General features: G+C 71.7%; 18 protein-coding genes and 1 pseudogene. 5 read left to right on the plus strand and 14 right to left on the minus strand.

The features are described 5' to 3' along the window. Positions 1 to 17: 17 nt before the first annotated feature. The 3 genes from ACFQ0P_RS06925 to ACFQ0P_RS06935 form a co-directional block, all read right to left on the minus strand. Positions 18 to 521: a recombinase family protein gene (locus tag ACFQ0P_RS06925; RefSeq protein WP_378771735.1), complete on the minus strand. Its 504-nt coding sequence runs from the start codon at positions 519 to 521 to the stop codon at positions 18 to 20. 75 nt (positions 522 to 596) lie between these two features. Next, positions 597 to 2,363, minus strand: coding sequence for a cation:proton antiporter (locus ACFQ0P_RS06930; RefSeq protein WP_204977812.1), 1,767 nt, complete (start codon positions 2,361 to 2,363; stop codon positions 597 to 599). Between the two features lie 5 nt (positions 2,364 to 2,368). Continuing rightward, positions 2,369 to 3,379 (minus strand): malate dehydrogenase, encoded by a 1,011-nt coding sequence (locus ACFQ0P_RS06935; protein WP_204977814.1) that lies wholly within the window; start codon positions 3,377 to 3,379, stop codon positions 2,369 to 2,371. A gap of 65 nt (positions 3,380 to 3,444) precedes the next feature. Here ACFQ0P_RS06935 and ypfJ point away from each other — a divergent pair, with 65 nt between their 5' ends. The 3 genes from ypfJ to ACFQ0P_RS06950 all read left to right on the plus strand — a co-directional run bounded on the left by ypfJ (position 3,445) and on the right by ACFQ0P_RS06950 (position 7,002). Next, a complete protein-coding gene (gene ypfJ / locus ACFQ0P_RS06940) occupies positions 3,445 to 4,323 on the plus strand; it encodes a KPN_02809 family neutral zinc metallopeptidase (RefSeq protein ID WP_204977816.1) in 879 nt (292 codons plus the stop codon). After that, positions 4,320 to 5,297 carry a prolyl aminopeptidase gene (pip, locus tag ACFQ0P_RS06945; RefSeq protein WP_204977818.1) on the plus strand — a complete coding sequence of 326 codons (978 nt, stop codon included), beginning with the start codon at positions 4,320 to 4,322 and terminating at the stop codon, positions 5,295 to 5,297. The genes ypfJ and pip overlap by 4 nt, the downstream gene beginning before the upstream one ends. Before the next feature lie 187 nt (positions 5,298 to 5,484). Continuing rightward, positions 5,485 to 7,002, plus strand: coding sequence for a DEAD/DEAH box helicase (locus tag ACFQ0P_RS06950; RefSeq protein ID WP_204977819.1), 1,518 nt, complete (start codon positions 5,485 to 5,487; stop codon positions 7,000 to 7,002). Positions 7,003 to 7,032: 30 nt separating this feature from the next. Here ACFQ0P_RS06950 and ACFQ0P_RS06955 read toward each other — a convergent pair whose 3' ends face one another. From ACFQ0P_RS06955 to ACFQ0P_RS06985, 7 genes are all read right to left on the minus strand, one after another. Next, positions 7,033 to 8,664 carry a GMC family oxidoreductase gene (locus ACFQ0P_RS06955; RefSeq protein WP_204977821.1) on the minus strand — a complete coding sequence of 544 codons (1,632 nt, stop codon included), beginning with the start codon at positions 8,662 to 8,664 and terminating at the stop codon, positions 7,033 to 7,035. Beyond that, positions 8,661 to 10,445, minus strand: coding sequence for an aldehyde dehydrogenase family protein (locus ACFQ0P_RS06960; protein ID WP_204977823.1), 1,785 nt, complete (start codon positions 10,443 to 10,445; stop codon positions 8,661 to 8,663). Before ACFQ0P_RS06960 ends, ACFQ0P_RS06955 begins: the two co-directional genes overlap by 4 nt. 55 nt (positions 10,446 to 10,500) lie before the next feature. Next, positions 10,501 to 11,904: an MFS transporter gene (locus tag ACFQ0P_RS06965; protein ID WP_204977825.1), complete on the minus strand. Its 1,404-nt coding sequence runs from the start codon at positions 11,902 to 11,904 to the stop codon at positions 10,501 to 10,503. 21 nt (positions 11,905 to 11,925) lie between these two features. Beyond that, on the minus strand, positions 11,926 to 13,188 hold the full coding sequence (locus ACFQ0P_RS06970) for a kynureninase (protein ID WP_204977827.1): 1,263 nt from the start codon (positions 13,186 to 13,188) through the stop codon (positions 11,926 to 11,928). Next, complete coding sequence (locus ACFQ0P_RS06975; RefSeq protein ID WP_204977829.1) at positions 13,175 to 14,149, minus strand: hypothetical protein; 975 nt, start codon at positions 14,147 to 14,149, stop codon at positions 13,175 to 13,177. Before ACFQ0P_RS06975 ends, ACFQ0P_RS06970 begins: the two co-directional genes overlap by 14 nt. 1 nt (position 14,150) lies before the next feature. Then, the gene (gene kynA, locus ACFQ0P_RS06980) at positions 14,151 to 15,011 is read right to left on the minus strand and encodes a tryptophan 2,3-dioxygenase (RefSeq protein WP_378771741.1); all 861 of its coding nucleotides are present in this window, start codon (positions 15,009 to 15,011) and stop codon (positions 14,151 to 14,153) included. An 86-nt stretch (positions 15,012 to 15,097) separates the two neighbouring features. Then, positions 15,098 to 15,355: a glutaredoxin family protein gene (locus ACFQ0P_RS06985; protein ID WP_204977831.1), complete on the minus strand. Its 258-nt coding sequence runs from the start codon at positions 15,353 to 15,355 to the stop codon at positions 15,098 to 15,100. Positions 15,356 to 15,426: 71 nt separating this feature from the next. Between ACFQ0P_RS06985 and ACFQ0P_RS06990 the strand changes: the two are divergent. After that, positions 15,427 to 16,572: pseudogene (locus tag ACFQ0P_RS06990) on the plus strand (glycosyltransferase). A 211-nt stretch (positions 16,573 to 16,783) separates the two neighbouring features. On the opposite strand, the gene ACFQ0P_RS06995 reads toward ACFQ0P_RS06990, so the two are convergent. Further along, a complete protein-coding gene (locus ACFQ0P_RS06995; protein ID WP_204977833.1) occupies positions 16,784 to 17,242 on the minus strand; it encodes an adenylyltransferase/cytidyltransferase family protein in 459 nt (152 codons plus the stop codon). 124 nt (positions 17,243 to 17,366) lie between these two features. Further along, the gene (locus ACFQ0P_RS07000) at positions 17,367 to 20,489 is read right to left on the minus strand and encodes a PKD domain-containing protein (protein ID WP_204977834.1); all 3,123 of its coding nucleotides are present in this window, start codon (positions 20,487 to 20,489) and stop codon (positions 17,367 to 17,369) included. 239 nt (positions 20,490 to 20,728) lie between these two features. Between ACFQ0P_RS07000 and ACFQ0P_RS07005 the strand changes: the two genes are divergently transcribed. After that, positions 20,729 to 22,372 carry a hypothetical protein gene (locus ACFQ0P_RS07005; RefSeq protein WP_204977835.1) on the plus strand — a complete coding sequence of 548 codons (1,644 nt, stop codon included), beginning with the start codon at positions 20,729 to 20,731 and terminating at the stop codon, positions 22,370 to 22,372. A gap of 62 nt (positions 22,373 to 22,434) precedes the next feature. On the opposite strand, the gene ACFQ0P_RS07010 is transcribed toward ACFQ0P_RS07005, so the two are convergent. Next, complete coding sequence (locus ACFQ0P_RS07010; RefSeq protein ID WP_204977836.1) at positions 22,435 to 23,361, minus strand: glycosyltransferase family 2 protein; 927 nt, start codon at positions 23,359 to 23,361, stop codon at positions 22,435 to 22,437. After that, a complete protein-coding gene (locus ACFQ0P_RS07015) occupies positions 23,361 to 24,377 on the minus strand; it encodes a glycosyltransferase (RefSeq protein WP_378771745.1) in 1,017 nt (338 codons plus the stop codon). Before ACFQ0P_RS07015 ends, ACFQ0P_RS07010 begins: the two co-directional genes overlap by 1 nt. Positions 24,378 to 24,416: the final 39 nt, after the last annotated feature.

Below are 24,416 nucleotides of genomic sequence, written 5' to 3' on the forward strand. Positions count from 1 at the left end.
CCAAGCGGGAGGTCGGGTCAGCGGCCGGCGTCGTAGAGGTGCCGCCCGCCGTGGCTCAGAACCTTGACGACCACACCGCGGCGGTGGAGCTCCGCAACCGTCCGGGTCTCCTCGTCGATGTCGCGGCCGAGGGCGTGCACGTTCGTCACCACCAGGACGTCTCCCCGGCCGAGCCGCCCGAAGAGTCGGACGAGCCGTTCCTCCCACGACTCGAGGGTCTCGGGTGCGGGATGCCGGAACCCGTCGATCGGCACCCCGAACCGCGCAAGGTCGGCGCGCTGCTCGACGACGGACGGCATGTCGTCCCGCGCGACGACGAGACCGACCAGCCGCGAACCGGCCGGCCGGGCCTGCCACCAGTCGCGGTCGCGCTGCAGCTCGGTGAAGCACTTCGGGCACTCGGCGGCCGCGTGCGGCAGATGCACCGGGCTCGTCTGGTCGGAGGCATCCTCCAGCGACTGAGTACCCCCCGGCGCACCCGCCGGCGCCGCCACGGACTCCGCTCGCCCCGCACCGCTCATGTCACGCTCCTTCGCCCCGCCCATTCTCGCTCATCGCCGCGCCCCGCCGAAACGCGCCGGCTCGCGAGGCCTGCGTCAGAGCTCGTCGTCGAGCCGCAGCTCGAGACTGAGCTGATCGGCGTCGAGCTCGGCGAGGGCGTGCCGCAGCGCCGCAGTGCTGAACGCCCCGCCCGATGACAGGGCGATGAGACGCTTCCGCATCACCTCGATCAGAGCCAACCGCAGCTCCAGTACGTCGCGGGCGGCAGACGTGGTCTCGTCGTCGGGCGGGTCGAGCAGCCTCGTGCCGACCGCTTCGAGCAGCTCGGGCGGGAACTTCTTCCCGTCACGCCTGCGCAGGGCGGGGTCGGCGAGAGCGGATGCCGCGGCCTCCCGCAGCCGGTCGTCCAGGTCCGACTGCTCCGCGCGGTCGAGCGGACCGTCCTCGGTCGGCTGGAGGCGCAGCATCCGCACCAGCCACGGCAGCGTGAAGCCCTGCAGCATGAGGCTGCCGACGGCGACCGAGAACGCGATGAACACGAGCAGCTCTCGGTCCGCGGTGCCGGTTGGCAGCGTCTGGGCCGCCGCGAGCGTCACCACCCCGCGCATGCCCGCCCACACGATCACCACACCGTGCTTCCAGCCCAGCGGCGAGGCCTGGTAGTAGTTCAGGTCGCGCAATGACCGCGCGACGCGCGACCGCATCGACGCCAGCCGGCGCTGCGCGCGCGGGTGATCCACCGAGCCGCCGTGCCGCCCGGGCGGTCCCCCCTGCTGCGCGGGAGACAGGGAGATCTCATCGATGCGCGCGCTGATCTGCTCCAGACGAATGCGGCGTGTTCCGCGCGCGCGCCTGCTCTGCACCCACACCAGCACGGCGACGTACGCCGTGCGAACCAGGAGCAGGATGCCCAGCGCCCCCGCCGCGATGCCGATACCGGTCCCGAGCCCGTTGTGCTGCTCGACGTTGCCGGTCACGATCTCCTTGAGCTCGAGGCCCATGATGAGGAACACCGCCCCCTCGAGCATGACCTCGATGGTGCGCCAGTTGTGCTCGTCCGACATCCGCTGCTCCGGCGTGAACCACCGGGCCGAGCCCTGGCCGGTCACGATGCCCGCGACGACGGCGGCGACGAGCCCCGATCCCCCGAGCTCCTCCGTCGGCAGGTACGCCACGAACGGGATCACGAAGCCGATCGCGGTGTTCGCCGCCGAATGGCCGATGAGCGAGCGCAGCCGCAGATTGAGGTAGCCGACGACCGCCCCGACGACGACCGCGACGAGCACCCCCCACGCGAACGCCGGCAGGAAACCCAGACCCAGCTCCGCGTCCTCACCGACCGATCCCGCCACGCCGATGGCCGCGGTCGCGAGCATCGTCCGCAGCAGCACGAGCGCGGTGGCGTCGTTGAGCAGGCTCTCGCCCTCGAGCATCGTCACGACCCGCCCCGACACCCCGAGCCGCTTGACGATCGAGGTCGCGACGGCGTCGGTCGGGCTCAGGATCGCGCCCACCGCCACCGCGATCGCGGGGCTCATCCCCGGGATCACCTGCATGAGGAACACCGCGATCACGGCCGAGCTGAGGATCACGAGCAGGAACGACAGCCCCGCGATCGGCCCGAAATCGCGCCGGAACTCGATCGCCGGCAGCGCCACGGCGGCCGAGTACAGCAGCGGCGGGAGCACGCCCACGAGGATGAACTCCGGGTTCACCTGGGGAACGCTCACGAACGGCAGCAGCCCGACGCCGATCCCCACGAGCACCAGGATGAGCGGGCCCGCGATGTTCAGTCGCGGCGCGATCGCCGTCGCCAGTGCGATGACGACGACGGCCAGGATCGCGAAGACCAGCACCTCCATGATGGCTACAGCACCCCGAGAGCCTCGACCGCGTCGCGCTCGACCACCAGCTCCGCGACGGATGCCTCGAACCGGGCTCGCCCGCGCTCGTCGAACTCCCACCCCTCGACCACGCGATACCCGTCACCGTCGGAGACCACCGGGAACGAGCACACGAGACCCTCGGGCACGCCGTACTCGCCGCGCGAGACCACCGCGGCCGACGTCGTCCGACCCCCGGTTCCGAGCTGCTCGTCGCGCACATGCTCGATCGCCGCGTTCGCCGCCGAGGCGACCGACGACGACCCACGCACCTCGATGATCTCGGCCCCCCGCTTCGCCACCCGCGGGATGAAGACGTCATCGAGCCACCGGAGCGCCGCGTCGAGACCGCCCAGGCGCGACGCCAGGGCCTCGACCACCGGCTCGCCGCGGACCGTTGCGTGCGCGGCATCCGGGAACTGCGTCGCGGAGTGGTTGCCCCAGATCGTGACGCCGTCCAGCTCGCCGGGTCCGACCTCGAGGGCCTCGGCGAGCTGACCCACGGCGCGGTTGTGGTCCAGGCGGGTCAGCGCCGTGAAGCGGTCGCCCGGGACGCCTTCGGCGGCGGATGCCGCGATCAGCGCGTTCGTGTTCGCGGGGTTGCCGACCACGACGGCGCGCACGTCGTCCGCCGCGACCGCGCCGATCGCCGCGCCCTGCGGGCCGAAGATCCCCGCGTTCGCGGCGAGAAGATCCGCGCGCTCCATGCCGGGACCACGCGGGCGCGCGCCGACGAGCAACGCGATGTTCGCGCCCTCGAACGCACGGACCGGATCGTCGGACAGCTCGACGCCGTGGAGCAGCGGGAACGCGCAGTCCTGCAGTTCGAGCGCGGCGCCCTCGGCGGCGCGCATCCCCTGCGGGATCTCGAGGAGTCGCAAGCGCACCGGACGGCTCTCGCCGAGCATGTCGCCCGCGGCGATGCGGAAGAGGAGCGCGTAGCCGATCTGTCCGCCGGCGCCGGTGATCGTGACCGTGGTGGGTTCGCTCGCCATGCCCTGAGCCTATTGCGGTGTCAAGGCTTCTCGCCGGGTGGTGAACCGGACGGTACCGTGAGCGCATGACGTTCAACGACAACGCCAGCGTCGGCGGGAACACCGCACGCCGCCGCGGCGGCGGCGGAGCCGTGATCGCCGGTGGCGGTGTCGCCGGCCTCGCCGCGATCGCCGTCCTCCTGTTCCAGCTGTTCACCGGCACCGATCTCTCGGGGCTGGTGGGCGGCGGTGGCGGCGCTCCGGTCGGAGGCGGCGAGGGGACGCAGATCGAGGGCTGCGAGACGGGGGCCGACGCCAACGCGCGCGACGACTGCCGGCTGGCCGCGGCATCCCTCGCCCTCGACCAGTACTGGGAGGGTCAGGTGCAGGGGTACCAGGCGCCGCAGCTGGTGATCGTCGACGGCTCGACCTCCACGCAGTGCGGCACCGCCTCGAACCAGACCGGCCCGTTCTACTGCCCGCCCGAGCAGGGCGTCTACGTCGACCCGACCTTCTTCGCGCTGCTGCGCGAGCGGTTCGACGCCACCGCGGGTCCGCTCGCTCAGCTCTACGTGCTCGCGCACGAGTACGGGCATCACATCCAGAACATCACCGGGATCATGGAGGAGAACCCGAACAACGGCACCGGACCGGACAGCAACGGCGTGCGCCTCGAGCTGCAGGCGGACTGCTTCGCCGGCGCGTGGGTCGGGGACATGACCGAACAGGTGGACGAGAACGGGGTACCCTTCCTCGAGGCGCCCACGCAGCAGCAGATCGCCGACGCGCTCGACGCGGCCGGGACCGTGGGCGACGACCACATCCAGCAGGAGTCGGGCGGCGTCGTGAACCCTGAGAGCTGGACCCACGGGTCCAGCGAGCAGCGGCAGCGGTGGTTCCAGACCGGCTACCGGAGCGGGGTGAGCGCCTGCGACACATTCGGCATTCCGGGGGGAAGCCTGTGAACGAACACCTCGACGAGATCCTGTATCCGCCGATCGAGCCCTACGAGACCGGCGAGCTCATCGTCGGCGACGGCAATCGCGTCTACTGGGAGCAGAGCGGCAATCCCGACGGCAAGCCCGTCGTCTTCCTGCACGGCGGCCCCGGCGGCGGCACGTCTCCGTGGCACCGCCGGTTCTTCGACCCCGCGCGCTACCGGATCGTCCTGTTCGACCAGCGCGGCTGCGGCCGCTCCACGCCGCACGCGAGCGAGCCGGGGGCGGATCTGCGCCACAACACGACGTGGCACCTCGTGGCCGACATCGAGCTGCTGCGCCGCAACCTCGGCATCGCCCGGTGGCAGGTCTTCGGCGGATCGTGGGGGAGCGCGCTCGCCCTCGCGTACGCGCAGGCCCACCCCGATGCGGTCAGCGAGCTCGTGCTGCGGGGCATCTTCACCCTCCGCCGCCACGAGCTGGAGTGGTTCTACGAAGGCGGGGCATCGGCGATCTTCCCCGACCTGTGGGAGGACTTCATCGCCCCCATCCCGGTCCTCGAGCGGTCCCGCATGATCGAGGCCTACCATCGCCGCCTCTTCGACCCCGACCCCGCGGTGCACCGGCCGGCCGGCCTCGCCTGGACCCGATGGGAGGCGTCGACGCTCACGCTGCTGCCCGACCCCGCGCTCGTCGAGACGATGACCGACCCCGCGGCGGCGATCGCCTTCGCGCGGATCGAGAACCACTACTTCGTCCACGGCGGCTGGTTCGACGAGGGTCAGCTCATCGCCGGCGTCGACGCGATCCGCGGCATCCCCGCGGTCATCGTGCAGGGCCGCTACGACGTCTGCACGCCGGCGATGACCGCGTGGGACCTGCACCGCGCGTGGCCCGAGGCCGAGCTGGTGATGGTTCCGGATGCCTCGCACGCGGCATCCGAACCGGGCATCGCGCGCGCCCTCCGGGCGGCGACCGACCGGCTCGCAGGCGACGACTGATAGGGTGGACGGACTTGCAGCGCGTCATCGCGCTTCTCGCGTCGTAGAACGCTTCTCTCGCCGCCGTCCCGTGGGCACCGCCCCGGCAGACGCCGTCGGCTGAATACTTTCGTACGGCGACCCGTGGGCGAGATCCGCCACCGGCCACCGACCAGGGCGTCCCCGAGCGCCCGGAGAAACCCCTCACATGACTGACGTCACCTTCAGCACGCTCGGCGTGCCCCAGCCCCTCGTCGCCGCTCTCGCGGCCGAGGGCAAGACCTCCGCGTTCCCCATCCAGGTGGACACGCTCCCCGACACCCTCGCCGGACGAGACGTGCTCGGCCGCGGCAAGACCGGCTCCGGCAAGACCCTGGCCTTCGCGATCCCGATGGTCGCCCGCCTCGGCGGCGCGCTCGCCGGCGGCTCGCGCCGCAAGGGCCGTCCCCTCGGGCTCGTACTCGCGCCGACCCGCGAGCTGGCGACCCAGATCGACGCCACCCTGGCGCCGCTCGCCGCCGCCTACGGGCTCAAGACCACCACGATCTTCGGCGGGGTGAACCAGAACCGCCAGGTGCAGGCGCTCAACGCCGGCGTCGACATCATCGTCGCGTGCCCCGGACGGCTCGAAGACCTCATGAAGCAGGGCTACGCCCACCTCGACGCGATCGAGATCACCGTCATCGATGAGGCCGACCACATGGCCGACCTGGGATTCCTGCCCGTCGTGACGCGCATCCTCACCGCGACCCCCTCCGGCGGACAGCGCCTGCTCTTCAGCGCCACCCTCGACAACGGCGTGGACAAGCTCGTGAACCGCTTCCTCCACAACCAGGTGCTCCACTCCGTCGACGAGGCGCACTCGCCCGTCGCGGCCATGACGCACCACGTCTTCACGATGACCGACGCCGACGCCAAAAAGGACGTCGTCACGGCCCTCGCGTCGGGCATGGGCCGCCGCATCCTCTTCATGCGCACGAAGCACCACGCCAAGAAGCTCGCGAAGCAGCTCACGGCGCAGGGCATCCCGGCCGTCGACCTGCACGGCAACCTCTCCCAGCCGCAGCGCGACCGCAACCTCGCGGCGTTCTCCGCCGGCACCGCGAAGGTGCTCGTGGCGACGGATGTCGCGGCCCGCGGCGTGCACGTCGACGACGTCGAGCTCGTCATCCACGTCGATCCGCCCATGGAGCACAAGGCGTACCTCCACCGCTCGGGCCGCACGGCGCGAGCCGGTGCCGAGGGCGCCGTGGTCACCCTGGTCCTCCCCGGCCAGGAGAAGGACGTAGCCCAGCTGCTGCGCAAGGCCGCGATCTCGGTCGCGCCCGTCCGTGTGACGGCGACGTCGGCCGAGGTCACCGGGCTCGTCGGTGAGGTCGCCCCCTACGTCAAGCCCGAGCCCGTGCAGCGGCCGGCGCAGGGCGGCGGTCGCAGCACCGGCGCCAACGCCCAGCGCAAGCGCGCGGCACGCGAGCAGGGCACGGGCGGGCAGCGCTCGGGCCGCGGGCAGGGCTCCGGTCGCTCGCAGTCCGCCGGACGCTCGTCCGACCGCGTGCAGTCCGGCCACCAGCGCTCCGACCAGAGCGCCGGTCACACCCGGTCCGCCCAGCCGCAGGGCAACCCCCGCACGCCCGGTCGTCGCGCCTCGGGCGGCGGCACCGGCGGCAAGCTGATGGTCGGCTCGGTCGTCCGCCAGAACGGCGGAGGCCGCCGCACCGGCCGCTGAGCCGCGCGTCACGCAACCGAATCGAACGCGTCAGCGCACGCGGATCAGGTCGGCGGCGACCTCTCCGATCACGATGGCAGGGGCGTTGGTGTGCCCGCGGATCACCGTGGGCATGACGGATGCGTCGGCCACGCGCAGTCCGTGGACCCCGCGCACCCGCAGCTCGGGGTCGACGGGGGTCGCGGCATCCGTACCCATGCGGGCTGTCCCGACGGGGTGGTAGAGCGTGTGCGAGTAGCGGCGGAGCGACAGCTCGGCGCGCTCGGCGGGGGACAGGCGGTCGCCGCCCTCGGGCTGGATCCAGCCCCCGGTGGTCACCGCGCGCAGGGCGTCGGTCGCGATGAGCCGCTCGCACTCGGCGAGGCCGGCCAGCATCGTCTGCTCGTCGATGCCGTCCGGGTCGGTGAGGTAGCGGGGATCGATCACGGCCCTGTCCCGGGGATCAGCCGATGCCAGTCGGATCGTCCCCCGGCTCTTCGGTCGCAGCAGGATCGCGCCGACCGTGATCCCCTCGCCCGGCGTCGGCACGAGTCCCTCCCCCACGTACGGGACGGGCGCGAAGATGATCTCGATATCGGGGAGGCCGTCCGGCACGCCCGCTCGCGGTGCGATGTCGGTGCGCACGAACCCGCACGCTTCGGCGACGTTGGAGGTCAGCATCCCGGTGCGGGAGGTCAGATACCGGGCGAGCTGAGCGACGCTCTCCGCCCGGTAGAGGGTGCCGCCGCGCGCCTCCGGTGCGAGCCCGGCGACGAGGTGGTCCTGCAGGTTCTCGCCGACACCGGGCGCATCGACGACGACCGGGATGCCGTGCTCGGCCAGGTGCGCGGACGGCCCGATGCCGCTCAGCATGAGGAGCTGCGGCGTGTTGATCGCTCCGCCGGCGAGGACGACCTCGCGACGGGCCGCCGCATGACGGGTGATCCCGTCGACCTCGACGTATACGCCGGTCGCGCGCGGCGCCTCGTCCTCGGCCGCGAACGTCACGCGGCGCACGAGCGCGTTCGTGACGACCCGCAGATTCGGGCGGCGTCGTGCCGGACGCAGGTAGGCGTCGGCGGTGGAGGCGCGAGCACCGCGGCGCTGCGACACCATCGTCTGGCTGAATCCCTGGCCGGCGGCGAGGTTGGCCGGAGTCACGGGATGCCCCGCCTCGCGCGCCGCCGCGAGGAACGCCGCGGTGTGGGGCCGGGGATCGCGCTGATGCTCGATCGACTGCGCCCCGTCCGCGCCCTGGGTGTCGTCGACGGGGTCCTGGGTGCGCTCGACCCGGCGGAAGTAGGGCACCAGCGCGTCCCACGACCAGGCCGGGCCTGCGGCATCCGCCCACTCGTCGTAGTCGGCCGCGAAGCCCCGGACCCACATCATCGCGTTCAGCGACGACGAGCCCCCGAGGGTCTTGCCGCGCGGCCAGTAGACCGTGCGACCCTCGAGCCGCTCCTGGGAGACGGTGTCGTAGTTCCAGTCGTAGCGCCCGCGGAAGAGCTTCGAGAAGGCCGCCGGCACGTGCAGCTCGAGCGCGGTGTCGGGTCCGCCGGCCTCGAGCAGCAGCACCGTGACCGCCGGGTCCTCGCTGAGCCGGGCGGCCAGCGCCGCGCCTGCCGAGCCGGCTCCGACGACGATGTAGTCGGCGACGAGGTCGGAGCGTCCGCGCGGGCTCATGCCCGGAAGGCCCGCACGAGCGTGGCGGCGAGCCGGCCGTAGTCGCCGTCCATGCGGAAGCGCGTGAATCCCTCGCTTACCGCGGTCCCGGTCCGTGAGGTCACGAACCACGGGGGCTTGGGCAGCACCGAGAACGAGCGTCCGCGGGAGCGGCTCAGGGCCGCCGGCGCGAGCGAGCGCGGGAAGGGGCGGAAGGGTCCGCGCGTGACCGCCCGCTCGATGCGATCGACGAGCAGCGCGTTGTGCACCACCCCGATGCCGCTCTCCACGTTCTGGACCGTGGCTCCGGGGAAGCCGCCCCACGGCAGCGTGGGGGTGAGGAAGCCGAACGCGGTCCACGAGTTGATCGAGACGGTTCCGTAGCGGAGGTCCGCGATCGCCCGCTCGAAGTCGTCGCCGAGCGCCGCCTGCGTGACCGGGTCGATCAGGACGTTCGCGCCGAGAGATCCCGCGAGCTCGTCGTTCGCGTGCGCGACCGCGCGGTCGAGGAACTCCTGGCCGTCGCCGGCGAGGGCGACCACGCCCAGCACCGGCGCGAAGTACTCGGTGTTCTCGAGGGCTTCCGCGGCCTCGCCGGGCGCGACCTCGATGAGCGCGCGCGTTCCGTCGCCGCACCACTCCGCATCGGGATAGTCGGATGCCGCGGCCGCGAGCTTCTCGTCGCCGTGCGGATACCAGACCGGCCGTGCCGGCGCCGCGTCGAGCGCGGCGCGCAGGGCCGCGAGGAACTCCTCGCGCTGCGGCCAGTCCGAGCTCAGCAGCACGACCTGACCGGCGATGCAGTTGTGCCCGGAGTTCTGCAGCCGCATGGTCGCCACGTGCTCGGCCTGGAACGCGAGGTCGGCCTCGCTCCACTCGCCCGGTACGACGATGATCGGCGAGACGCCGCCGAGCTCGGCGGTGATCGGCTTGGCGAGCTTCGGCCGGTTCTCGCGCCGGCGGCGCGTGGTGGCCCCGGACGCGGGTCCGGAAGAGGGGCCCCACACGATCGCGTCGAAGGTCGTGGCTGCGCCGGTGATGTGGACATGGTCGATCCCGCGGTGGCCGGTCAGGTACCCGCCCACATCTCCGCCGCCGCGGACGATGCGCAGGAAGCCGGGCTCGATGAGTGGCGCGAGGGCCCGCTCGAACACCGGGACGACCGAGTCCTGGGTGGGGTTCACCTTGAGCAGGGACACGCGGTTGTGCGCGAGCAGCTCGTACAGCACGTCCAGCACGGGGATCGACGTGACGTTGCCGGCGCCGAGCACGAGCCCCACGCCGCCCGGCTCCGTCGGCGTCAGCTGGGCGAGGCCCGCACCGGCCCGCACCTCGGACTCGGTCGCTCCGGGCTCGAACCAGATCTCGCCGGTGTAGCCCGAGAGCAGCACGCCGTCCACCGGGGACAGGGGGAACACGTGGGCGCGCAGGCGGCCGCCGGGCGCGGCATCCGTCTTCACGCCCTTCAGGGGACTCTCGCCGCGGGCGAGCGCCTGAAGGGTGCGCCGGTAGGCGTCGAGCGCCACGAGGGTGGCGTACGGCCCCGACAGCCATTCCTCGCCGCGGAGGGGATGCCCCGGCTCGAGGCCCTTCGACGTCGCGGCGACGTCCGCCCACTCCTCGGCGACCGCCGAGACCGACGCGTGCAGACGGCCGAGCAGCCGGGCGCGCTGGTCGAGGGTCAGGTGCGACCACGTGCGCGCGCCGGTCCGGAGATCGGCGACCGCGGCATCCAGTTCGGCGACCTGCGCGGCGGGCAGCGTGGGGGTGCGGGGGGACTTCACCGGGGCGGCCTGCGGCACGGGCGCTCTCCTTCGGGCGGGGTTCCCAGTCTACGTCCGGCAGTGGGACCCGATGTCAGCCCTGCTGCGACTGGATGTCGGAGCGGCGCAGCGGATAGCGCCGCAGCGCGAGCAGGCTCAGGGCGATGAGCGCAGCGGGGGCGAGGCTGAAGCTCACGACGATGCCCGTGATCGCGGCATCCGGCTGCACCACCGTCTCGCCCGCGATCGACGAGACGTACCCGGTGGTGGCGAGGATGAGCGACAGGGCCGTCGCTCCGAGCGCGAAGCCGACCGTCTCACCCGCGGTCCACACGCCGCTGAACGCCCCGGCGCGCCCGGGCCCGTGGGCGGCCTCGTCGTGCGAGATGACGTCGGGGAGCATCGCCATGGGCAGCGACTGCATGCCGGCGTAGGCGATGCCCGCGACGGCGACGGGCGCGTAGATCCAGTCGCCGGGGGCCCATAGCACGCCGATAATCGACAGCGCCGCGACTCCGAACACGGTGCTCGCGATGGCGAAGGCGCGCTCCTTGCCGATGCGGCGGGCGACGACGCCCCAGGCTGGCGCCGCGAAGAGGGCGGGGGCGATCAGGGCCACGAACAGCAGCTCGACGGCCGCTTCGGACTCGAGCACCCACGTCGCGACGTACTGAGCGCCGGCGAGCATCAGGCCGGTCGCGAGCGCCTGGAGCACGAACGTCGCCAGCAGCGCGCGGAACGGGGCGCTCCGCCTGAGGGAGCGGATGCCTTCCCGGAAGTGCTCGCGGACCGCCGGGGCCGATCCCGCCGGCGTCGCTGCCGTCTTGGCCCGCGCACGCCGCGCGACGGTCGTCGCGACCAGCATTCCGAGCCCGATCACGACCCCCGCGACGATCCCCATCACGAGATAGCCGGTGACGGGATCGTCGCTCGTGCGGCGCAGCGCCGGTCCGCCCGCCCCGAAAAGCAGGATCGCCAGCGTCAGCACCACCACCCGCCACGTGAGCAGGCGCGTGCGCTCGTCGTAGTCGGGCGTGAGCTCAGCGGGCAGGGCGATGTAGGGCACCTGGAACAGGCTGAACGCCGTCGCGGTGAGCGTGAAGGCCAGGAGCACCCAGATCGCCGCGACCACCGGCCCGACCGCCGGCGGCACGGCGAACGTGAGGGCGAAGAACACCGGGATGCTGCACGCGCCGACGAGCATCAGGCGACGGCGAGAGCCGTGTCGTGCGAGGTCGCGGTCCGTGAGGGCGCCGATCACCGGGTCGACGACGACATCCCACACCTTCGCGAGCGTGATCACGAGCCCGGCCGCGAGCGCGGCGACGCCCAGCGAATCGGTCAGGTAGTAGGTCAGAACGAGCCCCGGCAGCGTCGCGAACCCGCCGGTGCCGAGGGACCCCGCGGCGTAGCGGGCGATCGTCCCGCGCGTCAGCCGCGCGGATGCGGGCGGGGTGGATGCCGCGGCCTCCGGCCGGCCGGGAGCCTCGTTGCTCATCGCGCCAGTGTAGGCCCGGGGTCAGGCCTCGGCGCGGACCGCGGCCTCGACGGCGCGCAGTCCGGTCAGCGTCTCACCGAAGCTCGTGGAGAGGGGCGACAGGCCGATGCGCAGGCCGCCGGGATCGCGGTAGTCGGGAATCACGTCCTCGCGCCACAGGCGGGCGGTGACGGCGCGCATCGCCGGATGCGACAGCGTCACGTGCCCACCGCGCTCCGCGGCATCCCGCGGCGAGGCCACCGCAACCCCGAGCGGTGCGAGGAGCGCATCCGTCACGCGCACGGCGAACTCGGTCAGAGCGATCGACTTCGCTCGGATCGCGTCGATCCCGGCCTCCTCGATCAGCGCGAGGGTGTCCTGCATCGCGAGCATCCCGACGATCGGCGGGGTGCCCGACAGGAACCGCCGCATGCCCGCGGCGGGGCGGTACTCGGGACCCATGGCGAAGACATCGGCCGTGCCCATCCACCCCTGGATCGGCTGGGCGAGCGCGTCCTGGTGGCGGGCCGCGACGTACGCGAACGCGGGGGAGCCGGGGCCGCCGTTGAGGTACTTGTACGTGCAGCCGACGGCGAGGTCGAAACCCCACTCGTCCGCGCGCACCGGCACCGATCCCGCGGAGTGGCACAGGTCCCACACCACGAGCGCGCCGGCGTCGTGCGCGATGCGGGTCAGGGTCGGGGCATCCGCGAGATGACCCGACCGGTACGCGACCTGGCTCAGCACCACGACGGCCGTCTCGGGGCCGACGGCCGCGTGCAGCGACTCAGCCGTGACGCCCGCTGTCAGGTCGACGTCGATCCAGCGCACGCGCCCGCCGCGCTCGCGCGCGATGCCGTCCACGAGGTAGCGGTCGGTGGGGAAGTTGTCGCGGTCGATGACGATCTCCACGCGCGCCGCGTCGGCCGCGTGCTGCGCGTCGAAAGCGGCGCGCACGAGCTTGTACAGCAGCACGGTGGTGGAGTCCCCGACCACGGTCTGTCCCGGCGCGGCGCCGATCGCGGCGCGTCCGATCGCGTCGCCGATCTCGAAGGGGAGCTGCATCCACGACTCGTCCCAGCCCCGGATCAGGCGACCGCCCCACTCGTCGGTCGCGAACTGCGCGAGCCGCTCGACGCTCGCGCGCGGCGGGCGGCCGAGGGAGTTCCCGTCGAAGTAGACGAGGGACGTGTCGGCGCCGACGAACGCGTCGCGGTGGTGCTTCAGCGGGTCGGCGGCGTCGAGGGCGGATGCCTCGGCGTCGAGGTCGGTCGCACTCGGGGCGTGCGGGTCAGTGGTCGTCATGGATGAGCTCCTCGGTGGGGACGACGGTCGCGCGCCCCAGCCACTCGGCCACGGCGCCGAGCGACGCGGGAGGCGGACCGGGGACGAAGGTCGAGACGCCCGAGGCGGGTGCCGCGGGCCACGGATCGACGAGCGCCGCGACGAGCGCGGGTCCGCGGATTCCGGAGGCGTCCAGCGCGGCCAGCTCGCCGGGGAGAACGCCGACCGGCCGGTCGCCGTTGCCGAGGTCGGTGCCGTAGAGCACCGTCCCGCCGGCCCCGGCGAACGCGGCGACATTCGCCGCCGCGGTGCGCGCGGCCGCCGGGTCTTCCGCATGGATGTCGAGGGTGCTGATCCAGCGCTGACCGGATGCCGCGGCCCGCGCGATGAGCGAAGCGTCGAGGAGTTCGCTGAACGGCGCGTGCGCGAAAGCGTCGACGCCGGCCTCGACCGCGCGCGCGGTCATCCCCGCTCCCTCGACGTGCGCGACCACGGGGAGTCCACGATCGTGCGCGGCAGCGACGACCGCCGCGAGGATCCCCGCGTCGAGCACCGGTCCGGCGCTCGCGTTGAGGGCGACCTTGATGACCGAGGCTCCGAACGACGCCTGCTCGTCGACGGCGGTCGCCGCACCCCCCGCGACGCCGGGGTGCGAGGACCCGTCGGTCACCGTCCGCACGATGGAGTCGGGCGCCCAGCCACGACCCGAGGGGTAGCCGCCGGGGGCGGTGAGGAAGGCTCCCGCGTAGGCCAGGTGCGGCATCCCCTCGCGGTGACGTGCCAGGCTCACGGGGTCGCCGCCGAGGTCCAGCACCGCGGCGATCCCGCCCGCGGGGAGCCGGTGCTCGTTGATGAGGTGCAGGTGCACGTGGTGGTCGACGAAGGGCGGCAGCGAGACGCCGGGCTCGAGCGCGAGGGCGCGATGGCATAGGGATGCCTCGGGACCGAGGAGATCCCTCACGCGGAGGCGGTGCACGCCCATGTCACCGGCCGATCTCGGTGCGCACCGCGAACAGCTCGGGAAAGAAGGTGAGCTCGAGCGCGCGCTGCAGGAACGGCACGCCGCTGGACCCGCCCGTCCCGGTTTTGAAGCCGATGATCCGCTCGACGGTCTTCAGGTGCCGGAACCGCCAGAGCTGGAAGTTGTCCTCGAGGTCCACCAGCTCCTCGCACGTCTCGTACGCCGCCCAGTGGGTCTGCGGGTCGGCGTAGATGTCGGCGAACAGCGGCACCAGCTCGGGAGCGAAGGTCCACGCCGTGGTGACGTCGCGCTCGAGGATCGCCGTCGGGACGGGATACCCCGACCGCGCCAGCATCCCGAGGAATTCGTCGTACAGGCTCGGCGCTTCGAGGGCCGCCGCCACGAGCGCGTGCGCCGCGGGGTCGGAGGCGAAGACCTTGAGCATCGCCGCGTTCTTGTTGCCGAGTGTGAACTCGACGGCGCGGTACTGCGCGGACTGGAAGCCGCTCGCGTTGCCCAGCACGCCGCGGAACTGCGCGTACTCGGCGGGCGTCAGGGTCGCGAGCACCGACCACTGCTCGGTGAGCGTCTTCTGGATGTGCTTGACGCGGGCGATGCACTTGAGCGCCGGGGCGAGCTGGTCGGCGCGCAGCAGGCGGCACGCGGCCGCGAGCTCGTGGAGCACGAGCTTCAGCCACAGCTCCGTGGTCTGGTGCTGGATGATGAACAGAAGCTCGTCGTGGTGCTCGGGGTCGCTCAGCGGGTGCTGGGCGGCCAGCAGCGTGTCGAGCTCGAGGTACCCGCCGTAGCTCATGCGGTCGCGGAAGTCGGTGACGACCGAGCCTTCGATCGTGCGGGTGTTGCCTTCGACGCCTTCGGTCACGCCGTCAGCCTAACGAGAGCGGATGCCGCTTCGTCAGGCCTCTCGGTTCCCTCGGGTCGGGTCGAGTTCGGAGCGGAGAGGCCGCGTCAGAGGAGCGCGAGCTCGCGGAGCTTGGCCTCGACGTCGTCGTTCGACGGCTCGACGTGGTGCGAGGCGTCCGGGTACACGACGACCGGGATGTTGGTGCGGCCGGAGATCTCGCGGGCGACGTCGGCCGCGGCGGGGTCGGCGACGAGGTCGACGTAGGTGTACTGGACGCCGAGGGAGTCGAGCTGGCGCTTGGTGCGGACGCAGTCGCGGCACCAGTCCGCGCCGAACATGGTGATCGTCGAGGGGGAAGTCATAGGTTCCATTCTCACGGATGGAACCTGGGCGAGGGCCGGACGAGCCGCCGGTCATGCGACGATGGAGGGCAGTGCAGCTGTCGATCATCGTCCCCACCTTCAATGAGGCTCCCAATGTCGCGGAGCTGATGAGGCGCGTCACCGCGGCGGTCGACGGGATCGAGGCGGAGGTCATCTTCGTCGACGACAGCACCGACGACACTCCGGACGTGATCCGCGCGGTGGCCGCGTCCGCGGCGCTCCCGGTGCGGCTGGTGCACCGTTCGTCGCGCACGGGCGGCCTCGGCGGCGCGGTCATCGAGGGCTTCCTGCTGGCGGAGTCCGACACGTGCCTCGTGATCGACGGCGACCTGCAGCATCCTCCCGAGGAGATCCCGCTGCTCTTCGAGCGGTTTCAGCGGGGCGACGTCGACGTCGTGATCGCCTCCCGCTACGCGGGCGGGGGCACCTCGACCGGTCTCGCCGATCGCACCCGCGTCCTGGTGTCGAAGGCGGCGACCGCCCTCACGCGCGCGATGTTCCCCAACCGCCTCCGCGACGTGACCGACCCGATGACCGGGTACTTCCTCGTGGACCGCCGCGCGATCGAGGCATCGACGCTGCGTCCGCGCGGCTTCAAGATCCTGCTGGAGATCCTCGCCCGCAAGAGCCTGCGGGTCGCCGAGGTGCCGTTCGACTTCGCCGGACGTCACGCCGGATAGTCGAAGGCGTCGATGCGGCAGGGATTGCACTTCGTCGCGCAGCTCACCGCGCTGCGATTCGGCAAGATGTCGCTGTTCGCCGTCATCGGCGGGCTCGGCGCCGTGGCGAACCTCGCGATCGTGTGGGCGCTGACGCGGATGGGCGTCGACTACATCGTCGCGGCTGTCATCGCGGCCGAGGTCACGATCATCGGCAACTTCCTGCTCATGGAGCGCTTCGTCTTCCAGGACATGCGGGATGCCGCCTCGGGAGTCTGGCTGCGCTTCGCGAAGTCGTTCGGCTTCAACAACGCCGAGGCGCTGATCCGCATCCCGATCATGGCGCTGCTCGTCGAGACGTGGCACATCTCGGCGGTCCTCGCGACGGGCCTCACCCTCGTGGTCGCGTTCTTCGTGCGGTTCGTGTTCCACTCGCTCGTGGTCTACGCCCCGCGGCGCCCGGGGGTCGAGCCCTCACGAACGCGTCGCCTCGTCGAGGAGCTCGACGCGCAGGCGATGTCGCCCGGCGAGCTGTGACGGAACGGGATGCCTCGGCCGAGGCATCCCGTCTTCCGGTCGATGCGGATCCTGCGTTCGACGCAGGGAGAACCGCGGGACGGCCCCACCCCGGGGATGGGGGTTTTCGTCGCCACGCTCGGGGTGGACGTGACGACTCGGGGTGGAACCGCCCGGGCGTGACCGCGGCCTCGGAGAGGTGCGCGTCACGTGCTTCCGACGTGCGGAAGTCTCAGTGGGCGCCCACCGTGGAGCGCTCTCCCCGCTCGGAACCCGAGAGGGAGTCGAGCGCGCGCCGCAGCGCCGTGCTCGAGGTGTGAACCGTGTACGGGAAGTACACGACCTCGACGCCGACGGCGGCGAACTCGCGCTCGAGGCGGTCGCCCTTCTCGGTGCCTCGCCAGTCGTCGCCCTTGAAGAAGTGGGTGAAGCCCACCTCTCGCCAGACGTCGAGCTTGTCGGGCACCGTCTCGATGTGCACCCGGTCGACGAAGCGGACGTGACGGACGATCTCTGCGCGCTCGAGTGTCGGGATCACCGGATCGATGCCCTTCACCGCCCGCAGCATCTCGTCGCTGACGACGCCCGCGACGAGGACGTCGCAGTGCTCTTTCGCGTGTCGAAGGATGTTCAGGTGCCCGACGTGGAAAAGGTCGAATGCACCTGCGGCATAGCCAATGCGCTGAGCCATACGTGTGAGCCCCCAGAACTCAAGATCGGCGATCCCCATCGCCTGATTTCCCCAGAAACGCCGCGGTCCCCACCGCGACTGGACACAGCCTACCGTTGGGGGCGGGTCTTTGACTACCGCCTGTTCACGGAATCGCGGCCACGGTGAGGTCGTCGAACGACACGATCACCAGGCCGTTGGTCGCCGACGAGCTCAGATAGGCGCCGAGTCTCGGCGATCCGGCCCCCTGCAGGCCCGACGTGGAGTCCGCGCTCGTCACATGCCAGGCCGTCGGCTCGGGGCTTCCGTCGAGCCACGCGCGGGCGCGGATCGTCGTGGGCGAGGTGCCCTCGACCTGCACGCGGATCTTGATCCTCGCCCCCGGCGTCACCACGAGACCGCCGGCGTTCGAGCTCGCGGTCAAGGCCGTCGATCCGCGCATGTTCTGCATCCCGACGCTGCCGTTCGGGTTCACGCGGACGCGCACGCCGTAGAAGGAGGTGCCCACCACGCGCGGCTGGACGGCAAGGTCGAGGTATTGGTTCGGCACCCGATCGAGCGACACCGTCACGGTCGTGTCGGCACGCGACGAGCTCACGCCGCCCAGCGTGGCGGTGAGGGTCGAGCCGGAGTTTGATGACACCCGTCCGACGCCGCCGGTCACGGTGAGTTTCGCGGTGGAGTTCACGGTCCACGCTCCGCCCGTGTCGGCCGTGCCCCAGCCCGAGCCGACCGTGCGCGCGAACTGGTCGCTCGCGAGCGCGCCCGTGGGCGGGGGCGGTGGTGCGGTGACGGTGACGTTCTTGGTCACGGTGCCCGTCGCTCCGTCGTCGTCCGTCACGGTGAGGGTCACCGGATAGGTTCCGGATGCCGCGAAGGTGTGCGTCGCGGTCGTGCCGGTGGCACTCGTGCCGGCGAAGCTCCAGGCGCGGGCCGTGAGGGTGCCGTCGGAGTCGGCCGAGCCGGACGAGTCGGCCGTGACCGTGAGGCCGTCGGCCTGCCACGTGAACTCCGCCGTCGGTGGCGCGTTCTGCGCCGGCGCGGTGACCGTGACGTTCTTCGTGACCGTGCCGACGGCGCCGTCGTCGTCCGTCACGGTGAGGGTCACCGGATAGGTCCCGGATGCCGCGAACGTGTGCGTCGCGGTCGTGCCGCTCGCCGGTGCGCCGGCGAAGGACCACGTGCGCGCGGTGAGCGTGCCGTCGGAGTCGGCCGAGGCGGAGGAGTCGGCCGTGACGGTGAGGCCGTCGGCCTGCCACGTGAACTCCGCCGTCGGAGCGGTGTTGGACGGCGGCGGGGTGCCGATCCGTGTCATCGACACGTCGTCGACCGAGACGATCACCGGCCCGTTCGTGGCCGACGAGCTCAGGTAGCTGGTGAACCGGAGTCCGCCCGGCTGCTGGAGTGCGGCCGTGGAGTCGGTTGCGGTCGCTGTCCACGACGTCGGCTCGGCGGCGCCGTCGAGCCATGCCCGCGCGCGGATCGTCGTGGGGCTCGTGCCCTCGACCTGCACCCGCAGGCGCAGCTTCGCCCCGGGCGTGAGGGTCGCGCCCGGCACGGTGCCGCCGGCGAGCGCCGTGCCGTCCCGCATCGCGTGCACCGTGAAGGTGCCGTTCGCGTTGACGACCGTGCGGGCCGCGTACGCGTTCGAGCCGACCTGCCGCGCCGCTGTCGTGAACGTGAGGGATCGATTCGGGATGCGGTCGAACGACAATGTCGCTCGCGCGTCGACCGCGGTGGAGTCCACTGCCGGGAGCGTCGCGGTGAGCGTGGACCCGGCGTTGGAGGAGATTCGTCCGACCCCGCCCGTCGCCGAGAGCTTGCTCGTCGAGTTCACGACCCACGCGCCGCCGGCGTCGGCGGTCCCCCATCCGGCGGTGACGGAGCGGGCGAAGCTGTCAGCGATGAGCGGCGTCGCGGCGGGCGGCTGGACCGTCGTGGTCCACGTCGGGCCGCGCGTGACACTCGTGCCGTCGTCGACCGTCGCGTACCAGTCGAGCACCGTTCCCTCCGGGGCGTCCGGAAGGGGGACGGAGGCGACCGCGCCGGCCGACACGGTCTCGCGGCCGACGACCGGCAGATCGGCCGGCGGGGTCATGTCGTAGTTCCAGGTGAACGCGCTGTCGGCATCCGTCTCGTACTGATCGAGGGTGGGCGAGTAGGTGGTGGCTGTGATGGTGCCCGCCGACGGTGTGAACGTGTACCAGCGCAGCCACCCGTCACCGCCGTTGGGCCGACCCTGGAAATCACTCAGCGCGGATCGGACGGGCTGACCGCAGTCATTGAGATCCGTGCGGTGGGCTTCGCCGTCGAGACCGTCGGTGAAGTGCCCGTTGACCACGAGGAAGATGCTGCAGTTCGGCCGGATGAGCTTCTGCCAGATCTGCGCGCCGCTGTTGCCCGCGACATCCGTTCGCAGCTGCTGGAGGCTGAGATTCCCCGAGACGGCGAGGTAGCTGTGGGTGCTCACGATCGCGCGGCGGTCGGAGTGCGCATCGAGCACGCGCTGCGCCCACGCCAGCACGTCGTCGGGCGGATTGAGCTCGAGGTTCAGCGTCAGGAACTTCATGCCTCCCGCCTGGAACAGGGCGTAGTTGTTCATGTTCCCGCGGTCGACCGGGTCCGGTCCGAACTCGTTCTGGCCGTAGTACCCGCCGTAGGAGGCGTTCGCCGAGTTCCACGTGGCATCCCGGTAGCGGCTCACCGGGAAGTACTGGTCGTACTTCGAGAAATCGCCGGTGGCGAGGTCGTAGTCGTGGTTGCCCGGGATCACCGAGTGCGGTACTCCCGCATCATCGAGGATCGCCATGCTCGTCGTCGCGCGGCCCCACTGCGCATCCGAGAGGCGATTGTCGACGATGTCGCCGAGACCCGCGGCGAAGGCGAGGTTGAGCGACGACCGGTTGTCGACGATCCACTGCAGCTGAGATTGCAGCAACGGCGTGTTCGCCGCCGTGAGCACGTAGTTCTGGGTGTCGGGGATGACGAGGAACGTGAAGGGCGAGCCACCCGCGCCGGGCTCGACCGTCCCCCGCGCCGCGGCGTGGAACGTGACCTCGACGGTGGGGTCGTCGGGGTCGTTCGCGCGCACGCTCAGCGACGAGCCGGGGGCGGTGGTGCCCCCGTCGGCCGGGGCCACGAGAGTCGGCGAGGCCGGCGGCGCGCCGCTCGCGTTGGCCGCGGTCGGTACCGCCAGGAGCGCCCCGCAGAGTGCCGCGATCCCCAGAACCGCCGCCGCGCGAGTGCGTCGTCGCAGATGCGTGCGCATCGATCCGCCTCCCCAGGGTGATCGGATGCCGATGGCTCAAAGTAGCACCGCGCCAAACGTCCGGAAAGGGGTCGCGTGCGCGATCAGGCGCGCCGCGCCGGGAAACCGCTTGACAATGAGATTGCTCTCAGATATTGGGTAAGTGGTCACGATTCAGTTACGCTTTCCGGACCCGACCACACGCGAGGCCTGCTCCCCTGCAGTCCCCCCGAACTCGCGTACAACTCCCCAGGTGGCCTGTGCATACTCGATCGTCCCTTCGCAAGCTCGAAAAGAAGAACAAGAACAGAACCCGCATCTTCGCCCTCCTCACCGCCGCGGCTCTCGCGGCGGGAGGCGTGTTCGGTATCGCCAATGCCGCGACCGCGTCGACGACGGTGGCTCTGAAGCCCGGCTCGACGAAGGTCGTGTCCATCGGCGGCAACGGAACCGAGGGCTCCGCGGCGATGACCTTCACCCTCCCCAAGCTCCCGCGCGCCGGGAGCAGCGGCACCTACACCGCCCTCCGGCTGCGCTCCAACAGCGCCGGAGCGTACGTGCTGCAGACCCGTGTGTACCCGACCGGGTCCGTGCAGGTCTCGTTCAAGAAGTCCACGAAGGGCCGCGGCGTCGAGTCGCTGACGCCGCTCGGCTCCGCGAAGTTCGCCCCGGCGAAGCTCGCAGCGGGCAAGCCCATCACTCTCTCGTTCCGCATCGGCGGTTCGTCGGCCACCGAGCTGCGAGGCACGGTGACCGTCGGAGGCAAGTCGGTCTCGCTCGGCTACACCGACTCCCAGCGGCCGCACACCTCGACCGGACAGGCCGACTACAGCTTCTACATCTCGCGATCCACGCCGGCGATGTCGGCCACGGTGACCGCCCGCAGCGTATCGCTGACGACGCCGACTCCCGCCCCGAAGCCCACCCCGAAGCCGACTCCGACGCCGACGCCTGAGCCGACGGAGCCTGTCGCGCCCGCGAAGCCGGCCCCGACTCCGAAGCCGACCCCGACGCCTGAGCCGACTCCCACGCCGGAGCCGACCCCGACGCCCACGCCGACCCCGACTCCCACGCCGACCCCGACGCCCACGCCGGAGCCGGCACCTGAGCCGGCGCCCTCGACGGGTCGCCCGGATGCCTCGAACACCGGTGTGCCGGCGGGTGTCACCCTCAAGGTGCACAACGGCGACATCACGATCAACGAGCCGAACACGGTGATCGACGGCCTCGAGGTGCGAGGGATCATCACGGTCAACGCCCCCGGCGCCGTCATCAAGAACTCGAAGATCGTGGGTACCTCGACGCCGCGCTCGGTAGGCCTCGTCAACAACGTCGTCTCTGGCGCACCGTTCACGATCATGGACTCGGAGATCGCTGCGGCGGTCGAGAACACGACCTGGAACGGCATCTTCGGCAGCAACTTCACCGCCGTGCGGGTGGACGTCCACCGCGTCGTCGACCCGATCCGCATCCTCGGCAGCAATGTGACCGTCAAGGACTCGTGGCTCCACGACACGACCTACTCCGCGAAGGACCCGCTGCGCGACGGCACGCCGACGCACGACGACTCCGTCCAGATCCAGGCCGGCACGAACATCGTGCTGCAGAACAACCGCATGGAGGACGCGCACAACGCGGCCATCATGATCTCGCAGGACACGTCGCGCACGAAGCTCGGCAGCATCAAGATCGACGGGAACTACCTGCAGGGCGGCGCGTGCACCGTGAACATCGCCTCCACGCCGAGCGTCGTCAGGCCGGTGCTCTCGACCAACGTGTTCGGCCCGGAGCGTCAGCACGGCCACTGCGCGGTCATCGCCGCGAGGGCGAACGCTCCCGTGCTCTCGGGCAACACCTGGGACGCGACCGGGCTCCTCATGAACGCGTTCACGCCTGCTCCGTAAGCGGCATCCCCGCAGTTCGATGGCCCCCGCCCGTGAGGCGGGGGCCATCGTCGTGTCGCGGGTCAAGCCGAGGCGCGTCGCCGGCCGTACTCGTCGTGGGCGTAGCCGATCGCGGCGGCGATCATCCCGGCGCCGCGGTACGTCGTGCGCAGGCCGCGAGCGCGATGGGACGGCGAGCGCGTGACGGCGCCCACGAGCCACCGCCCGAGCCCTCCGACCACGCGCGCACCGCCGCGCAGACACATCCGGGCGCGCGCCGCGAGTCGCTTCACCGGGGACCCGGCGAGGGCGATCTCGACGCGGGCGGCGGTGTTGCCGAAGCGGAAGGTGCGCATGAGCACCCAGGCACGCGTGAACCGCGCCGGATCCTCCTGCTCGACGACGACCGCGTCCTGCGCCCACCGGATGGTGCCGCCGCGAGCGACCAGGAGCCGCGTATACATGCTGTCGCTGCCGCCGGTCAGTCCGAACCGCTCGTCGAAGCGGAGACCGAGCGGCCGGATGCGGGTGAGGTCGAGGAGGAGGTTGTTCGTCGCGGCCTCGCCCATCGCCTGGCGGTCCGTGCGGATCGGGCGGATGAATGCCCCGCTCGCGCGCACCCACGGCTCGACGTCGTCCGGGAACTGCGTCACCACTCGCCCGGCGACCGCGTGAGCGCCGGTCTCGGCGTGCACGGTCACCAGGGTGCGCAGCCACCCCTCCTCGGGCACCTCGTCGTCATCGATGAAGACCACGGCGTCTGCGTCCGATGATTCGTCGATGGCGCGGTTGCGCACCGCCGCGATGCCGGGCTGCGATTCGACGACATAGTCGACGTCGAAGGATGCCGCCACCTCGCGCCCGGTCGCCGCGGCGTCGTTGTCCACCACGAGGACGCGCGCCGTGGTTCCGTCGCGGGTCACCTCGCGGACCTGGGGTTCGACGGCCGAGAGCGCCCTCTCGAGCGCCTCGGGACGGCGGAACGTCGGAATGGCGACGACGATGAGCATCAGGATCCTTCCGGTTTCGATCGACGGCTGCGCGCGCGGACCGCGAGCGCCTCGCGGTACGCGGCAGCGTGCGCGGCACCTGCGCTGTCCCAGTTCCTCGCCGACAGGTCGGGCCGGCCCTCCGTGCCCTGGGCGCTCGCATCGGCGAGTCGACGCAGGGCGTCGGCGGACAGCTCGCCGTCGAAGAAGTGCACCCAGCCGGGCCCGACCTCCTCGGCCAGCAGGCGCGTCGTCTCGTTCTCGGGGACGAGGACGGGCCGGTCGAGCGACAGCGCGGCGAGCGCGGAGCCGGAGTTGTGCATGTGGCGGTAGGGCAGGACGACGGCCGAGGCATCCGACACGATCGCGACGAACTCCTCCTCGGAGAGATAGCGCAGGTCGGCATCGAGCGCGGGCAGCCGCTCGGCCGCCTCGACGATGTCCCGAGCGAGCTCGGGGTCGGTGGCGCGGCCGGCCACCGTGAGACGGAGATCGCCTCGATCGTGCGATGCCTCTTCGAAAGCGACGAGGAGCTGCTCGACGCCCTTGTACGGCTTGATGAGGCCGACGTACGCGAGCCGGCCGGGCTCGGCATCCTCCTTCGGCATCGCCGCGAACCAGTCGCGGTAGTGCCCGTGCAGGATCAGCGCCGAGGGGATGCCGGCAACGTCCGGCGTCGTCGGCGAAAGCCGGATGCGCAGTGTCGTGCGGCGCTCGAGAGCGGTGAGGAGGGCGACCTCGGCACGGGTGCCCTCGGGGGGTGTGACGTTGTGAACGGTGCGGACGACCGGCGTGCGCGTCACGGTGAGGCGCGCGAGGAGGACGGCCATCGCGGCGCGCTTTCCGAGTCGTGTGCGGCGACTGCCGGCGGCCAGCAGCGTGTCGCCCCAGTGGACGTGGAAGACGTCGTAGCGCCCGAAGATCGCGGTGCGCCACGAGAACGGGACGTGCTCGATCCCCGGGGTCCGCCGCAGGGCGTCCTGCAGCATCACGATGTACGGGTTGGTGGTGGGACGGGGTGCGCCGAACGACTGCATGACCCTGATCCGCCGCATCCGCACCACCCCCGCCCAAAT

The organism is Microbacterium insulae (assembly GCF_042677065.1).
Taxonomy (GTDB): Bacteria; Actinomycetota; Actinomycetes; order Actinomycetales; family Microbacteriaceae; genus Microbacterium; species Microbacterium insulae.

Bases quoted from the DNA above. Each gene is read 5' to 3' on its own strand.
- ACFQ0P_RS06965 (WP_204977825.1), bottom strand. From the start codon at position 11,904: ATGAGCAACGAGGCTCCCGGCCGGCCGGAGGCCGCGGCATCCACCCCG.
- ypfJ (WP_204977816.1), top strand. From the start codon at position 3,445: ATGACGTTCAACGACAACGCCAGCGTCGGCGGGAACACCGCACGCCGC.
- ACFQ0P_RS06975 (WP_204977829.1), bottom strand. From the start codon at position 14,149: ATGGGCGTGCACCGCCTCCGCGTGAGGGATCTCCTCGGTCCCGAGGCA.
- ACFQ0P_RS07010 (WP_204977836.1), bottom strand. From the start codon at position 23,361: ATGCTCATCGTCGTCGCCATTCCGACGTTCCGCCGTCCCGAGGCGCTC.
- ACFQ0P_RS06970 (WP_204977827.1), bottom strand. From the start codon at position 13,188: ATGACGACCACTGACCCGCACGCCCCGAGTGCGACCGACCTCGACGCC.
- ACFQ0P_RS06995 (WP_204977833.1), bottom strand. From the start codon at position 17,242: ATGGCTCAGCGCATTGGCTATGCCGCAGGTGCATTCGACCTTTTCCAC.
- ACFQ0P_RS06985 (WP_204977831.1), bottom strand. From the start codon at position 15,355: ATGACTTCCCCCTCGACGATCACCATGTTCGGCGCGGACTGGTGCCGC.
- ACFQ0P_RS06955 (WP_204977821.1), bottom strand. From the start codon at position 8,664: ATGAGCCCGCGCGGACGCTCCGACCTCGTCGCCGACTACATCGTCGTC.
- ACFQ0P_RS06950 (WP_204977819.1), top strand. From the start codon at position 5,485: ATGACTGACGTCACCTTCAGCACGCTCGGCGTGCCCCAGCCCCTCGTC.
- ACFQ0P_RS06930 (WP_204977812.1), bottom strand. From the start codon at position 2,363: ATGGAGGTGCTGGTCTTCGCGATCCTGGCCGTCGTCGTCATCGCACTG.
- ACFQ0P_RS07000 (WP_204977834.1), bottom strand. From the start codon at position 20,489: ATGCGCACGCATCTGCGACGACGCACTCGCGCGGCGGCGGTTCTGGGG.
- ACFQ0P_RS07015 (WP_378771745.1), bottom strand. From the start codon at position 24,377: ATGCAGTCGTTCGGCGCACCCCGTCCCACCACCAACCCGTACATCGTG.
- ACFQ0P_RS06935 (WP_204977814.1), bottom strand. From the start codon at position 3,379: ATGGCGAGCGAACCCACCACGGTCACGATCACCGGCGCCGGCGGACAG.
- ACFQ0P_RS06925 (WP_378771735.1), bottom strand. From the start codon at position 521: ATGAGCGGTGCGGGGCGAGCGGAGTCCGTGGCGGCGCCGGCGGGTGCG.